General features: G+C 64.4%; 12 protein-coding genes. 6 read left to right on the plus strand and 6 right to left on the minus strand.

The window, feature by feature from the left end:
* Positions 1-2 precede the first annotated feature (2 nt).
* The gene (locus tag AC6H0N_RS14150; RefSeq protein ID WP_497574768.1) at positions 3-707 is read right to left on the minus strand and encodes a YggS family pyridoxal phosphate-dependent enzyme; all 705 of its coding nucleotides are present in this window, start codon (positions 705-707) and stop codon (positions 3-5) included.
* Between the two features lie 90 nt (positions 708-797).
* Between AC6H0N_RS14150 and AC6H0N_RS14155 the strand changes: the two genes are divergently transcribed.
* The gene (locus AC6H0N_RS14155; protein WP_497574769.1) at positions 798-1841 is read left to right on the plus strand and encodes a type IV pilus twitching motility protein PilT; all 1044 of its coding nucleotides are present in this window, start codon (positions 798-800) and stop codon (positions 1839-1841) included.
* A 31-nt stretch (positions 1842-1872) separates the two neighbouring features.
* Positions 1873-3006: a PilT/PilU family type 4a pilus ATPase gene (locus AC6H0N_RS14160; RefSeq protein WP_497574770.1), complete on the plus strand. Its 1134-nt coding sequence runs from the start codon at positions 1873-1875 to the stop codon at positions 3004-3006.
* Positions 3007-3048: 42 nt separating this feature from the next.
* Here the strand turns inward: AC6H0N_RS14160 and AC6H0N_RS14165 are convergent, their stop codons facing one another.
* Genes AC6H0N_RS14165 through AC6H0N_RS14175 form a run of 3 tightly spaced genes read right to left on the minus strand, consistent with a single transcriptional unit; the run spans position 3049 to position 5511 of the window.
* Positions 3049-4203: a THUMP domain-containing class I SAM-dependent RNA methyltransferase gene (locus AC6H0N_RS14165; protein ID WP_497574771.1), complete on the minus strand. Its 1155-nt coding sequence runs from the start codon at positions 4201-4203 to the stop codon at positions 3049-3051.
* 13 nt (positions 4204-4216) lie between these two features.
* Positions 4217-4627 (minus strand): CopD family protein, encoded by a 411-nt coding sequence (locus tag AC6H0N_RS14170; RefSeq protein WP_497574772.1) that lies wholly within the window; start codon positions 4625-4627, stop codon positions 4217-4219.
* A complete protein-coding gene (locus AC6H0N_RS14175; protein ID WP_497574773.1) occupies positions 4621-5511 on the minus strand; it encodes an NAD-dependent epimerase/dehydratase family protein in 891 nt (296 codons plus the stop codon). The genes AC6H0N_RS14170 and AC6H0N_RS14175 overlap by 7 nt, the downstream gene beginning before the upstream one ends.
* 21 nt (positions 5512-5532) lie before the next feature.
* Here AC6H0N_RS14175 and AC6H0N_RS14180 point away from each other — a divergent pair, with 21 nt between their 5' ends.
* The 4 genes from AC6H0N_RS14180 (at position 5533) to AC6H0N_RS14195 (ending at position 11957) form a co-directional block, all read left to right on the plus strand.
* A complete protein-coding gene (locus AC6H0N_RS14180) occupies positions 5533-6546 on the plus strand; it encodes a CDP-6-deoxy-delta-3,4-glucoseen reductase (RefSeq protein WP_497574774.1) in 1014 nt (337 codons plus the stop codon).
* A gap of 3 nt (positions 6547-6549) precedes the next feature.
* Positions 6550-7686: an EAL and HDOD domain-containing protein gene (locus AC6H0N_RS14185; RefSeq protein WP_497574775.1), complete on the plus strand. Its 1137-nt coding sequence runs from the start codon at positions 6550-6552 to the stop codon at positions 7684-7686.
* A 96-nt stretch (positions 7687-7782) separates the two neighbouring features.
* Positions 7783-9750, plus strand: a complete 1968-nt coding sequence (locus tag AC6H0N_RS14190; RefSeq protein WP_497574776.1) for a sensor histidine kinase — start codon at positions 7783-7785, stop codon at positions 9748-9750.
* A 35-nt stretch (positions 9751-9785) separates the two neighbouring features.
* Positions 9786-11957 (plus strand): EAL domain-containing response regulator, encoded by a 2172-nt coding sequence (locus AC6H0N_RS14195; protein WP_497574777.1) that lies wholly within the window; start codon positions 9786-9788, stop codon positions 11955-11957.
* Between the two features lie 66 nt (positions 11958-12023).
* Here the strand turns inward: AC6H0N_RS14195 and AC6H0N_RS14200 are convergent, their stop codons facing one another.
* Both AC6H0N_RS14200 and AC6H0N_RS14205 read right to left on the minus strand, forming a co-directional pair.
* Complete coding sequence (locus tag AC6H0N_RS14200) at positions 12024-12329, minus strand: c-type cytochrome (RefSeq protein ID WP_497574778.1); 306 nt, start codon at positions 12327-12329, stop codon at positions 12024-12026.
* Positions 12330-12409: 80 nt separating this feature from the next.
* The gene (locus tag AC6H0N_RS14205) at positions 12410-14464 is read right to left on the minus strand and encodes a thioredoxin domain-containing protein (RefSeq protein ID WP_497574779.1); all 2055 of its coding nucleotides are present in this window, start codon (positions 14462-14464) and stop codon (positions 12410-12412) included.
* Positions 14465-14509: the final 45 nt, after the last annotated feature.

The raw sequence follows: 14509 nt of genomic DNA on the forward strand, positions 1-14509 counted from the left end.
TTTCACTCCGTCGGAGATCGTGTGTAATCGCGCGCGCCGAAGATCGCACTGCCGACACGCACCAGCGTGCTGCCCTCGGCAATGGCGGCCTCCAGGTCATCGGACATGCCCATCGACAGCGTGTCGAGCTCGATGCCTTCAGCAGCGAGCTGGTCGCGCAACGCGCGCAGGCGCGCGAAACTCGCGTGCAGCAAGGCCATGTCGGCAGTCGGTTCGGGAATGCACATCAGTCCGCGCAAGGTCAGCCGTGGCAAATTAGCAACGACTTTAGCGAGCGCCGAAACCTCGTCTGGGGCGACGCCGCTCTTGCTGGCTTCACCGCTGACATTGACCTGGATGCATACCTGCAGCGGCGGCTGATCGCTGCCGCGCTGCTCGGAAAGGCGACGAGCGATCTTCTCGCGCTCGATCGAATGGACCCAGTCAAAAGTCTCGGCAACCTGCCGGGTCTTATTGGATTGCAGCGGGCCAATGAAGTGCCATTCGAGCCCCAACCCGGACAGCTCTGCGAGCTTGCCCACGCCCTCCTGGACATAGTTCTCACCGAAGGCGGTCTGCCCGGCGACTGAAGCCCCACGAACGGACTCCGCAGGCCAAGTCTTGCTGACCGCGAGCAGCCTTATCCCGTCGGGATCGCGTCCTGCTGCCGCAGCGGCGGCGGCAATGCGGGCGCGCACGGCTTGCAAGTTGGCAGCGATTGATGTCATATACCTGCGTCCGGCCCGTCATTCCAGCAGGCGCCGAGTATAGCACCGCGCCTCAGGCCTCCTTCCGACCCAACCAAGCCCATACCACTCATGGACATTACTGAACTGCTCGCGTTTGCGGTCAAGAACAAGGCCTCGGATCTCCACATGTCGGCTGGTCTGCCCCCGATGATCCGGGTGCACGGTGACATCCGGCGCATCAACCTGCCGCCGATGGAGCACAAAGACGTACACGCCATGGTGTACGACATCATGAACGACTCGCAGCGCAAGCAATACGAGGACGAACTCGAATGCGACTTTTCGTTCGAGATCCCCAACCTGTCGCGCTTTCGCGTCAACGCCTTCAACCAGAACCGCGGCGCCTCAGCCGTGTTCCGGACCATTCCGTCCAAGGTCCTGACGCTCGAAGACCTCAACGCGCCAAAGATCTTCAAGGATATCTCCGAGCAGCCGCGCGGCATCGTGCTGGTCACCGGCCCTACCGGCTCGGGCAAGTCGACCACGCTGGCGGCGATGGTCGATTACATCAACGAAAATCAGTATTCGCACCTCCTCACCATCGAGGACCCGATCGAATTCGTGCATACCTCGAAGCGCTGCCTGATCAACCAGCGCGAAGTGCACCGCGACACCCTCTCGTTCAACAATGCTCTGCGCTCTGCACTGCGTGAAGACCCGGACGTGATCCTGGTCGGCGAAATGCGCGACCTCGAGACCATCCGCCTGGCCCTCACCGGCGCCGAAACCGGCCACCTGGTGTTCGGCACGCTGCACACCTCATCGGCGGCCAAGACCATCGACCGTATCATCGACGTCTTTCCGGCCGAAGAGAAAGAAATGGTGCGCGCCATGCTGTCTGAGTCCTTGCGCGCCGTCATCTCGCAAACCCTGCTCAAGACCAAAGATGGCAGTGGCCGAGTCGCGGCGCACGAGATCATGCTCGGCACACCCGCGATCCGTAACTTGATCCGCGAAGGCAAGATCGCTCAGATGTACTCCTCCATCCAGACCGGGCAGTCCATGGGCATGCAAACGCTCGACCAGTGTCTGCAGGAGCTGGTGCGCCGCAACGTGGTGTCGGTCAGCGAAGCGCGCACGCGCGCACAGAACAAGGATGCCTTCGCCGGCTAAGGCCGTCGAAGACTGCCAACGGAGCGAGTAGATGGAACGCGATCAGGCCCTCAAATTCATGCACGATCTGCTCAAGCTGATGGCGCAGAAGAACGGCTCGGACCTTTTCATCACTGCAGGCTTCCCGCCGGCCATCAAGGTCGACGGCAAGATCCTGCCGCAGTCCAATCAGGTTCTGACTTCGCAGCACACCGCCGAGCTGGCTCGATCGATCATGAACGACCGTCAGGCCGCCGAGTTCGAGGCCACCAAAGAGTGCAACTTTGCGGTTGCGCCGCCGGGCATCGGCCGTTTCCGCGCCAATGCCTATCTGCAGCAGAGCCGCGTCGGGCTCGTACTGCGCACCATCTCGCAAACCATTCCGACCTTCGAGGACCTCGGCCTGCCGACCATCCTCAAGGAAGTCGCGATGACCAAGCGCGGCCTGGTGATCTTTGTCGGCGGCACCGGTACCGGCAAGACCACCTCATTGGCTTCGATGGTGGATTTCCGCAACGAGCATTCCTACGGCCATATCATCACCGTCGAAGACCCGATCGAGTTCGTGCATCAGCACAAGAACTGCATCATCACGCAGCGCGAGATCGGAATCGACACGGATGGCTGGGAGTCCGCGCTGAAGAACACCCTGCGCCAGGCCCCGGATGTAATCCTGATGGGCGAAATCCGCGACCGCGAAACCATGGATTACGCAGTGGCCTTCGCCGAGACCGGCCACCTGTGCATGGCCACGCTGCACGCCAACAGCACCAACCAGGCACTCGACCGCATCATCAACTTCTTCCCGGAAGAGCGTCGCCAGCAGTTGCTGATGGACCTTTCGCTGAACCTGCGTGCGCTGATCTCTCAGCGCCTGCTGCCGCTCAAGGATCGCAAGGGCCGCGTTCCGGCCATCGAGGTAATGCTCAACTCGCCGCTGATCGCCGACCTGATCTTCAAGGGCGACGTACCGGGCATCAAGGAGGTCATGAAGCGCTCGCGTGAGCTCGGCATGCAGACCTTCGACCAGGCGCTGTTCGATCTGTACGAAGATGATTTCATCAGCTACGAAGATGCGCTGCGCAACGCCGACTCGGTCAACGACCTGCGTCTGCAGATCAAACTCAACAGCCGCCACGGCGACCAGGATTTCCTCGCCGGCACGCAGAACCTGGACATCGTCTAGGAAGCGTTTGCGCCGGCGGCTACGCCAACGGCGTCAACCTGCTCAGGCCGGAGGCTTCTCTCGGCCACTGCCTTCGAACATGCGGTACTCGTACAGCCGGCATTCCAGCGCTCCGTTGAACAACGGCGTGCGGCGGCTGGCCTTAAGCCGCATTCCTTTCGGCAATGCCGGGTCGGCACTCAGGAAGTAGCAGCGCCAGCCTGCCCAATGCCCCTTCAATGCGTCGCCCATCTCGGGGTAGAACGCTGCCAGTTCGCTCTCTTCACCAAGGCGTACGCCATACGGCGGGTTGGTGACCATCACACCGCCCTCGGCCGGCGGATCGACTTCCAGAATGTCCGCGCTCATCAGCCGGACGCAATCGGCCACACCCGCCGCTTCGAGGTTCACGCGAGCGCGCCGCACCTGCTCGGACACCAGATCGGACCCGTACAGGGCAAGCTGGCGCGCCGGTTTGCGGCGCTGTTCGGCCGCCTTGCGCATTGCCGCCCAGGCGGCGCGGTCGAAATTGCGCATCTTCTCGAAAGCGAAATTGCGGCCCAGGCCCGGCGCCACATCCAGCGCGATCTGCGCCGCCTCGATGAGGAAGGTGCCGCTGCCGCACATCGGATCAATCAGCGTCTCGTCCGGCGTCCAGCCCGTCAGGCGCAGGATGCCGGCGGCGAGGTTCTCCTTGAGCGGCGCCTCGACCGCGGCGCGCTTGAAGCCGCGCTTGTACAGCGGCTCACCCGAGGTGTCGATGTACAGCGTCACCGCGTCCTTGGTCAGGAAGGCGTGGATACGCACGTCGGGGCTGGCCGTATCCACGCTCGGCCGCTTGCCCGAGACCGTTCGGAAGTGATCGCACACCGCATCCTTGATACGCAGCGTGACGAACTCCAGGCTCTTGAGCGGCGAACGCTGCGCCGTGACATACACGCGGATGGTCTCGTCGGACGTAAACCAGCGCGCCCAGGTCGGTGCGTAGGCGATACGGTAGATGTCCTCCTCGCCGCGATAACGCCCCTCGGTGATGCGCCACAACACCCGCGTGGCGATGCGCGACTCGAGGTTCACGCGATAGCAGGTCATCCAGTCGCCCTTGAAGCCGACACCACCATGCGTCGGCTCGATCGACTGCGCTCCCAGCGCCTTGAGTTCTTCGGCCAGCGCGGCTTCAAGACCGCGTGGACAGGGGGAGAAAAACGCTTCGGCCATCAGGCCCTCCGGATCAGAACGGCTTGAACACCGTCAGAAATACGATTGCGAACAGCACCAGTACCGGCACTTCGTTGAACCAGCGATACCACACGTGGCTGCGCGTGTTGCGGCCCGCCGCAAAGTCGCGCATCAGCTTGCCGCAATACAGGTGATAGAACACCAGCACGAGCACCAGCGTCATCTTGGCGTGCAGCCAGCCGCCGGAAAAACCGTAGCCCTGCCACAGCCACAGGCCGAAACCCAGCGCCAAGGTGCCCAGCGGCGTCATGAAACGGTAGAGCTTGGACTCCATCAGCGCCAATCGCTCGCGCGTTGCGGCGTCCTCGACCATGGCGTGGTTGACGAACAGGCGCGGCAGATAGAACAAGCCGGCAAACCACGAAATGACGAATATCAGATGCAGCGATTTTACGATCAGCACGCGTCGCTTCCTTGTTGGGCGAGGGCCGCGGCAAAGCCGTCCGCGACCGTGGGATGAACCAGCCGCATGCGCAACTCGCGCAGCACGCGCGAACCATTGATGCGGCGCGACTCCGACATGAAAGACAAGGCCATCGGCGACAGCCTCTGCGCCAGTTCGGCGCGACTGACTCGTGGCGGCGGCGACACATCGAACACTTTTGCCGCCAACTCGAAGTACTCACCCATCTTCATGTCGGACTGATCGACAGCATTGTAGACGCGCCCCGCGCAACCCCGGAACAACGCCAGACAAGCCATGCGGGCCAGGTCTTCGGCGTGGATGTGATTGGTGAACACATCTTCGTCCGGCTGCAACACCGGATCGCCACGGCGCAGACGATCGAGCGGCAGGCGGTCAGCCGCATAGATGCCCGGCGCACGCAGTATCGACACCGCAACGGCATTGCCAGCTCCGAAAGCACGCAGCCGGCGCTCGGCGTCCACGCGCCGGCGAGCTCTTGCCGTCGTCGGCCGGCACGGCCGCGTCTCGTCAATGCGAGCGCCGGCGCAATCGCCGTAAACCCCTGTCGTACTTATGTATATCAGGCGCTGTGGTAGACTCCGGCCGCCCGCCAGCGCCGCCAGCAAACGCTGCGTGCGCACATCTCCCGACCCCTCGGGCGACGGCGGTGCGAAGTGCAACACCGCGTCGGCGATGCCGGCAAGCCGCGTCAGGCTGGCGCGGTCGTCGAGATCTGCCAGCAGCGGTATTGCGCCCAGGCGGCGCAGGCGCTCTCGGCCTTCGGGCCGGCGCGTTAGCGCGAACACGCGAAAGCGCCGCGCAAGCCACGGGATCGCGCGACCGGCCACGTCGCCGGCGCCGACGATCAGGATTCTTTTCATCGCAGGATTATCCCACGTCCGATGCCCTTCACGATTTCACTCCAGCCCGGCGGGCAGCAGTTCCCCATCACTTCCGACCAGACCGTGCTCGAAGCCGCGCTCGCCGCGGGCTTCGTGGTCCCTTACGGTTGTCGCGACGGCGCCTGCGGCGCCTGCAAGGCCCGCGTTGACCGCGGCACGATCGAACAAGGTGCCGTTTCGGCCACTGCTCTGACTTCGTCCGAACGCGCCGAAGGCATGGCGCTGCTGTGCAAGGCGCACGCGTTGAGCGACCTCGATGTCACCGTGCGCAGCCTCACGCGCGCTGGCGACCTGCCCATCAAAAAGCTGCCATGCCGCGTCCAGGGCATCGACTTCGCAGCGGCAGACGTGGCGGTGCTGAAGGTCAAGCTGCCCGCCTCGGAGCCTTTCCGCTTTCGCGCCGGGCAGTACATCGACTTTGTGCTCGAAGGCGGCCGCCGACGCAGCTTCTCGATCGCCAATGCACCTGCGGTGAGCGATCAACTGGAATTGCACATCAGGCGCATCGAAGGCGGCAGCTTCACCGGCCACGTGTTCGAGCATATGAAGCCGCGCGACATCCTGCGCTTCGAGGGACCACTGGGCAGTTTTGGCCTCGGCACGGGCAACGGCCCCGCGGTATTGATCGCCGGCGGCACCGGCTTCGCACCGATCAAGAGCATGGTCGAGGATCTCATCGCGTCCGGCCGGCAACGCCAGCTCACGCTGTACTGGGGCTCGCGCAACCGCGAAGGCCTGTACATGGACGCGCTAGCCCGCAGCTGGGAACAAGCACTGCCCGGTTTCCGCTACGTTCCGGTGCTCTCGGAGCCTTCGCCCGCAGATGGCTGGACAGGGCGCACTGGCCTCGTACATCATGCCGTCATGGCCGACCTGCCCGATCTCTCCAGCTTTGAAGCCTATGCTTGTGGCTCTCCCGCGATGATCGACGCCGCTCGCGCTGATCTGGTGAGCCGCTGCGCCCTGCCGTCGGACGCCTTCTTCGCCGACGCATTCACCTTCGCCAGCGCCTGAGCCATGCCACAAACGACCATCTTCACCCGTGAGCCCGTCGTTAACCGCAAGCGGGCCATCACAGCCAACCGATTGATCGCACACGGGCCCGACGTCGCGTCCGTGGTCGAGACGCTCAACGCGCTGCAGGACGTGTGGCCAAGCCATTACCCAGTGTTCGTCTCGCTGGCGCGGCTGGTGCCCACACCCGATCTGATGGACTGGCAGGCTCCGCCCAATGCCATGGTCGAGATCCCCGCGCAGGCCATCAACCACCCACGCACGCTGGAACTGCTTGAGCAATTGCGCTCGGCCAATGTGCAGACCTGTCTGGCCTGGCATGCTCCGGATACGGTCGTACCGCCCAACACCGACTGGCGCTTTGCGATTTCCGACGCCCGCAAGCACCCCGCACCGGGAAGCCCGCCTGGCGTGCCGCTGGCGTGGGGCCTGAACGATCTCGCGGCATTTCAAGGCGCCGTGCAGCAGGGTTACGAAGGGGCATCCGGCTGGTTCTTCCTGCGCGGCCACCCGGCGCCCAAGGCGCTCGCACCCGCCCACGGCCAGATCGTCCAGCTGCTCAATCTGGTCCGCAACAACGCCGACATCGGCAAGATCGAGCAGCTGCTCAAGCAAGACGTAGCCATCTCGTACAAGCTGCTGCGCTACATCAACTCGGCCGGCTTCGGGCTGATGGTCGAGATCCAGTCCTTCCGTCACGCGGTGAGCATCCTCGGCTACGACGCGCTCAACAAATGGCTGTCGCTGCTGCTGGTCACCGCCAGCCGTGATCCGTCCGCCCCGGCGCTGATGCAGACCGCCATCGTGCGCGGCCGCTTCATGGAAATTCTCGGCGCCTCATGGCTCGACAACAGTCATCACGACAACCTCTTCATCACCGGCGCCTTCTCGCTGCTGCCGCTGCTGACCGGGTCGAGCATCGAGGAAATCGTCGAGGCCATGACCCTGCCCGAAGGCATCGTCGATGCGCTGGTGCACAACATGGGCGAGTACGCCCCGCTGCTGCGCCTGGCCTACCTCACCGAAGGCTTTGACGGCGCCGCGCTCGCCAAGCAGGTCGAAGAGCTGCAACTGCGCCCGGAACAGGTCAACGCCGCACTGCTGTCCGCGCTCAGCTTCGCCGACAATCTCACGGCCTGATCCGCGCGCCAGCCAAACTTTCCGGCTGATCCCGTCGGCCCTTGGGTACAATCTGGGATTCCAAATCCGCCCGGCATGACACCCATGGGATCGAGCATGCTCCATCCGCAGGTTCTCCTGCACGATGCAGCCTCCCCCGCGCAACGCGATGCGCTGCTCGGCCTGCTCGGCGCGACCCCGCCTGACCTCGATTCGGTCGCGCAGTGTTTTCTCGACGACCCGGTGCTGCTTCACGCCCTGCTACGCGCCATGCCGCTTGACGGCGAGCGCCTGCACAACCGCCTGCCCGACGCGATCGAAACGCGCATTCGCGAACTCGGGCCCGATCTGCTTACCGCCTGGCTGCTGTCGCGCTCCGGCCCCACGCGGGCTTCGCGCACCGACATCGCACTGCGCAGTCAGTCCCAGCACGCAGCCAGCCTGGCGCGCAGCATCACGCACGCCGCCGGCCACCACTTTGCTGACGATGTAGCACTTGCTGCGCTGTGGTCCCGGCTGGCCCAGCTGCTGCGCGTAGGCCCCCTGCCCGGCGGAGGCCAGCAGGCGCCCTCGCGCCAACTCAATGCCCGCCTGGCCGAGGAATGCGGCTGCACTCCGCTCATCTGCGACGCGCTGATGCTGGCCGACGGCGCCGAAGAGCAGGTCGCCCAGGCGCACCCGCTGATCGTCATTGCCTGGTGCGCCAACCGTCTGGCCGCCAATCCCGACCACTGGCTCGACGCCTGCTCGCGCGTGAGCGGGCTGCCCCGCGATGAGCTCATGGGCATTGTCGCCAGTCAGATCGCCGCTCCGTTGCCGGCGCCGGAAGAAGCTGCCGAGGCCGACCTGGCGCTGCCAGCGCCGCTGGCTACGACGCCGCCGGGGCTCGTCGAGGCTGCACTGGCCGGCTTCGCTCACAAGGCCTTTGCCGGACTCGAACCCGACGCGTTGCGCCTTCGCTACGAGGCCGCAGCGCGGCTGCTGTGCGACCAGCACCCATTCATCGTGGTTGTGGCGCAGGACGAGCGGCTGAACGTACTGCCCCTGACCGGCGAGCAAACAGTGGCGGAACTGTACCGCGAGTCGTCACACCCGCTCGATGATGAAGCCAGCGTTCTGGCACTGGCCGTGCGCAGCCAGACGCCCACGTCCTGGCATCGCGACGATGACGGCCCGGGCCGCTCGGTCCGCGACTGGCAGCTCGCCCGCTGGATCGGGCGTACCGGGTTCGTCTGCATCCCTTTCACCGCCGGCGCCACACCTGGCGCGATCGTGGTTGCACCCGAACGTTCGCCGCTGCCCGCCACCGACGTGGCGCGCATGCTCGTGTCGCTGACCTCGGCTGCCGCCAGCGTCGCAGTCGAACAGCACGCCCGCGAAGCGCTAGAGCAGCGCCTGCGCGCGCAGATCGAGCAGCGCCATCGCGAACACGCGCGACGCATCGCGCATGAAGCGCGCAACCCGCTGTCGGTGATTCGCAGCTACCTTCACCTGATTCCGCAGCGCCACGCCGATGTAGCCGGGCTGAGCGACGATCTGCGCATCGTGCACGACGAGATCGAACGCCTCGGCAGCTTGATCGACGCCGCCACCCTGCCGCCCGACGAACCCGTCGAGGCTCCGTTCTGCGACGTCGTCACGCTGTTGCGCGACATGCAGACCATGCTCGATGAATCCCTGTTCGGCAGCCGCGGCATCCACCTTGAACTGCGCCCGCTGTCGGCATTGCCTGCAGCGGCGATGCCCGCTTCGGCGCTGCGTCAGGTGATGCTCAATCTGCTGCACAATGCAGCCGACATCCTGCATCCCGGGGGCCGCTGCACGGTCGCCCTGGCGGGCGAACTGATTGCCGATGGCCGACGCTGCATCGAGATCCGCGTCATCGACAATGGCCCCGGACTGCCACCCGAACGCCTCGGCGATCTCTTTTCGCCACAGCCCAGCCGCAAGGGCGGCCAGCATCAGGGTCTGGGACTTTCGATCACGCGTGACATCCTGGAACGCTGGCATGCCCGCATCCTGTGTCGCAGTCAGAATGGCGTTGGCACAAGCTTTCAGTTGCTTGTGCCGGTCGTTTCCGAATAGATTAAGACGTCATTTCGCAACGCAGCACGGGGCTTATGGTCATACCTGGTGACGCTTTCTTCCAGAATCAGTTCTCTGAGTCCCCAAGCGGCGCCGAGACCACTACGCGCATCCTGATCGTCGACGACGACGCGTCGCTGCGCCGCACCCTGCCGCAGATACTTGCCAATCCGGGCCGCAACTTTGAACTGGCCTGCAATGTGGGCGAAGCGCTGACCCTCCTGGGCGCCCGCAAATATGACCTTGTCGTGCTCGATTACCGCCTGCCGGACGGCACCGGGCTGATGGTGCTCGACTGGCTGTCGGAACATCAACGCGAAGAAGCCGTTGTCATGATCAGCGGCGAAGACGCCATTGACGCCGTCATCGGCGCATTGCGTCGCGGAGCCGATGACTTCGTGCGCAAGCCCTACCATGTGGCGCAATTGCAACGCGCCGTCCAGAACGCTCTGCACAAGACCGTACTCGAACGCGCCAACCGCGCGATGAGCGAGCGTCTGCGCGCTTCAGAGCGTCTTCACCGCTTTCTGGTCGAACACTCGCCCGACCTGATCTTCACCCTCGACGCCCACGGACGCTTCAGCTTCGTCAATCCGCGCATCGAGGAGTTGCTCGGGTTTCAGCGCAATCACCTGCTCGACACGCCGTTCGCCGAACTGGTGGTCGATGAAGACGCCGACCGCGTCGCCGACCTGCTCGACGCCCAACAGCAACGGCCGGAGGCCAGTTTCACGCTCGAACTGCGCTTGCGGCGCGCCCATCCCATGGGGGAACCGTACGTCAGCGTCGTGCTGCAGGGCATTCCGATGCTCGGCCGCGGCGACAACGCCGAGAACGGCTACGCCGGGCTGTACGGCATTGCGCGAGACGTCTCGGACCAGAAGCGGGCCGAAGAGATCATCAGCTTCCAGACCTATCACGATCAGCTCACCCGCCTGCCCAATCGCAGCCTGTTCCGCAACCGGCTGGAACTCGCCCTGACGCACGCGCGTCGGCACAGCCGGGCGCTCGCCGTGCTGTTCGTCGACATCGATCGTTTCAAGCTGGTTAACGACACCTATGGCCACAGCGAAGGGGACGCCCTCATCCGCGGCGTGGCGGCCCGCCTGTCCGGCGCGCTGCGGCGTAGCGACACGCTTGCGCGGGTAGGCGGCGACGAATTCACCATCCTGCTGCCCGACGTCCGCGGCGCCGAGGACACCGATGCCATCGCCCACAAGATCCTGGCCGCGATGGATGCTCCGCTGGCGCTGAACCATGGCGACTTTCGCGCAACGGTCAGCATCGGCATCGCCATGTATCCGGCCGACGGAGAAACCTGCGAGACCTTGCTGCAACACGCCGACATCGCGATGGCCCAGGTCAAGCGTTCGGGCAAGAACGGTTTCCGCTTCTTCGCCCCCGAGCTCAACACCACTCACCAGGGCCGGCTCGCGCTGGAGAACGATCTGCGCGTGGCACTCGAGCGCAGCCAGTTCGAACTGCACTTCCAGCCGCAAGTCAGCCTGTCGCGACGGAGGGTGATTGGCGTAGAGGCGCTGCTGCGCTGGAACCATCCCGAGAACGGTCTGATCAGCCCGTCGACCTTCATACCGCTGGCCGAAGAGCTGGGCATGATCGGGGACATCAGCCAGTGGGTGCTGGAACATAGCTGCGCCCAATTGGCGCACTGGCGCAGCCGTGGTCACGAAGACATCAAGATGTCGCTCAACCTCGCCGCTCAGGATTTCGAGCGCGGTGACATCGTTACCAGCGTCACCGAGTGCATCACCCGCCACGCGCTTCCTCCTGGGCAGGTCACGCTGGAAATCACCGAACACATGATGATGCAGGACACGCCCGGCGTAACCGACAAGGTGCGTCGCCTGCGCGAAGCCGGCGTGGGCATCGCCATCGACGACTTCGGCACCGGCTACTCTGCGCTGGCTTATCTGCAGAAGCTGCCGATCAGCGCGCTGAAGATCGACCGCAGCTTCGTCAAGGACCTGGGCGGACTGATGACCAACCCGATCATCTCCGCCATCATCGGCATCGCTCGCGGCTTCGACCTCGAACTCATCGCCGAAGGTGTCGAACATCCTCAGCAAGCGGCCATGCTGCGCGCGCTCGGTTGCGACGTGATGCAGGGTTACTATTTCGCACGTCCGGTTCGCGCCGACGATGCCGAAGCACTGTTCTCGATGCCACCACGCGCCGTTTCGAACTGAAGCCGTTCGCACGCAGACAACAAAAAAGCCGGCATTGCCGGCTTTTCATTTGTGTCTGGAAGAAGCTTACTTGGTGCTCAGCACCCAGGTAGCCAGTTTCTTGGCTTCATCCTCACTCACGGCATTGGGCGGCATCGGGACCGGGCCCCACACGCCGGAACTACCGTTCTTGATCTTGCCTGCAAGCATCGCCGCCGCACCAGCGTTGCCGGCGTACTTGGCTGCGACATCCTTGTATGCCGGGCCGACAAGCTTCTTGTCGACGGCATGACAGGCCATACAGTTCTTGGACTTCGCCAGAGCCGCATCGGCGAAGGCGGGAGCGGCGCAGAGGAGACTGGCTGCTGCGACGATGGACAGGATTGCCTTCATGTTTCCCTCTTCCCTCTAGTGATATAAAAAGCAGACCTTTTCAGGGTGGTCCGATACTACCCGAGTCCCGCGCGGCTTGCCTAGCCGGGAAAACCCTGCATTGTCAGCATTCGTGACAGTTCCGTGACATCCGAAACAGGCGGCAGACACGTTGTGCCGTTGCACACCCAGGCGGCAGCCCCACCTGCGGGCGCACGTCTGAGCAGCAACGGCGGCACTCCCACCGCATCATCAGGCACCACGACCCCGGTTACTCGCGGCAGATAGCGATCATTGACGCAGTCCCGCAATGGCGCCAGTGCTTGTGCCTCGCCGCTCATCACGACCAGCGTCGGCGGCTGCAGCACATCCTGCAAGGCCAGCAGCAAACTCGCGCAGCCCTGCGGGTTGCGTTCCAGCAGCGACCACGCCGAGCGCAGCGTCCGCTCGGCCGAGTCGAGATAGCGCACCTCGCCGGTCAGCTGTGCCAGCCGCGCCAACGCACGGGCAGCCACGCCGTTGCCAGACGCGGTAGCGTTGTCGTGCAGCGGCCGGGGCCTCAGGATCAGCGCCTCGTGGTCGTGTCGGGTGAAGTGGAAGCCACCGTTCTGGCGGTCTTCGAAGTCGTCGAGCAAGGCCTCGGCGAGGTCCTCGGCGAAGGTCAGCACCTCCGCGTCGAACTCACACTGGAGCAGCTCAAGTGCGCCATCGATCAGCCACGCGTGATCATCCAGATAGGCATTGAGCCGCCCCGGTCCACCATCGCTGGTGGCCAGCAGTCGGCCATCGCGCCACAGCTGGCTGCGTACGAAGTCGAACGCGCGGCGTGCCGACGCCTGCCAGTCGCTGCGGCCCAACACCCTGCCGGCGTGGGCCATACCGCCGATCATCATGCCGTTCCAGCCGGCCAGACGTTTGCTGTCGCAACCCGGCCGCATGCGCTTCTCGCGCTCGACGAACAAGGCATGGCGACCACATTCAAGCAGCCGCGCAAGTTCACCCTCGTCCACCTTGGCTTTTTTGGCAGTGCGCTCCAACGGTTCGGCGACATACAGATGCCATGCGCCTTCGAAGTTGGCACGGCCGTCCAGCCCGTAGTGTCGCTCAAACGCTTTCCACGCTTCGGGCGGCACGACCCGCTGCGCGTGCTTGCGATCCCACGCGTAAAAGCAGCCCTCCCGCCCCTCGGAATCAGCATCCAGCGCAGTGTAGTAGCCGCCCTCGGGCGATTGCATGTCACGCATCACCCATTCAGCCGTGCGCTCGGCCGCCGTGCGGAAACTGGCCGTGCCGCCATACGCGAAGGCGTCCGCATACAGCCGCAGCAACGCCGCGTTGTCGCACAACATCTTCTCAAAGTGCGGAATGCGCCATTTATCGTCGGTGCTGTAGCGGAAGAAGCCTCCGCCCAGATGATCGAACAGACCCCCTTCGGCCATGCGCTCAAGGGTGGTCAGGGCCATGCTTCCGGCGGCTTCGTCCCCCTCGGTGGCGGCACGCTGGAGCAGGAATTCCAAATCGCTTGCCCGCGGAAACTTCGGCGCCTCACCGAAGCCGCCGTGACGCCGGTCGAAAGCGGCCTTCAGGCCGTCGCGCAGCATGCCGAACGGGCGTTCGTTAAGTTCTGAATGGTGGGCAACAGCTGTCGGTGCTGAGAGCCGGGCCAGCTCAGAGCGCAGGCGCACACCTCCAGCCTCCAGTTCGGCCCGCTCGGTCACAAAGGCCTGAGCGACATCGCGCATCAGATCGATGAAGCCGGGCAGGCGGAAGCGCGGCATCTTCGGGAAATAGGTGCCGCCGAAAAACGGCAGCCCGTCGGGCGTCAGGAACATGGTCAGCGGCCAACCGCCGGGGCGTCCCTTGAGCAACTGGTGGGCCGTCTGATAAATGTGGTCGAGGTCAGGTCGCTCTTCGCGATCAACCTTGATGTTGACGAAATCGCGGTTCATCACCGCCGCCACATCGGCATCCTCGAAGCACTCGTGCGCCATGACGTGACACCAGTGACAGGCGGAATAGCCGATCGACAGCAGAATCGGCTTGTCCTGGGCGCGCGCCTGCGCCAGCGCCTCTTCGCACCACGGCCACCAGTCGACCGGGTTGTCGGCATGCTGGAGCAGATAGGGAGAAGTTTCGGAGGCGAGTCTATTGGTCATGAGCGAGGAATCGAACAGGAGGGCTTCAAGCGCTGCGCCTCTGCC

It is taken from the genome of Pseudazoarcus sp. NS34 (genome assembly GCF_059703725.1).

Bases quoted from the DNA above. Each gene is read 5' to 3' on its own strand.
- AC6H0N_RS14150 (WP_497574768.1), bottom strand. From the start codon at position 707: ATGACATCAATCGCTGCCAACTTGCAAGCCGTGCGCGCCCGCATTGCC.
- AC6H0N_RS14155 (WP_497574769.1), top strand. From the start codon at position 798: ATGGACATTACTGAACTGCTCGCGTTTGCGGTCAAGAACAAGGCCTCG.
- AC6H0N_RS14160 (WP_497574770.1), top strand. From the start codon at position 1,873: ATGGAACGCGATCAGGCCCTCAAATTCATGCACGATCTGCTCAAGCTG.
- AC6H0N_RS14165 (WP_497574771.1), bottom strand. From the start codon at position 4,203: ATGGCCGAAGCGTTTTTCTCCCCCTGTCCACGCGGTCTTGAAGCCGCG.
- AC6H0N_RS14175 (WP_497574773.1), bottom strand. From the start codon at position 5,511: ATGAAAAGAATCCTGATCGTCGGCGCCGGCGACGTGGCCGGTCGCGCG.
- AC6H0N_RS14180 (WP_497574774.1), top strand. From the start codon at position 5,533: ATGCCCTTCACGATTTCACTCCAGCCCGGCGGGCAGCAGTTCCCCATC.
- AC6H0N_RS14185 (WP_497574775.1), top strand. From the start codon at position 6,550: ATGCCACAAACGACCATCTTCACCCGTGAGCCCGTCGTTAACCGCAAG.
- AC6H0N_RS14190 (WP_497574776.1), top strand. From the start codon at position 7,783: ATGCTCCATCCGCAGGTTCTCCTGCACGATGCAGCCTCCCCCGCGCAA.
- AC6H0N_RS14195 (WP_497574777.1), top strand. From the start codon at position 9,786: ATGGTCATACCTGGTGACGCTTTCTTCCAGAATCAGTTCTCTGAGTCC.
- AC6H0N_RS14200 (WP_497574778.1), bottom strand. From the start codon at position 12,329: ATGAAGGCAATCCTGTCCATCGTCGCAGCAGCCAGTCTCCTCTGCGCC.
- AC6H0N_RS14205 (WP_497574779.1), bottom strand. From the start codon at position 14,464: ATGACCAATAGACTCGCCTCCGAAACTTCTCCCTATCTGCTCCAGCAT.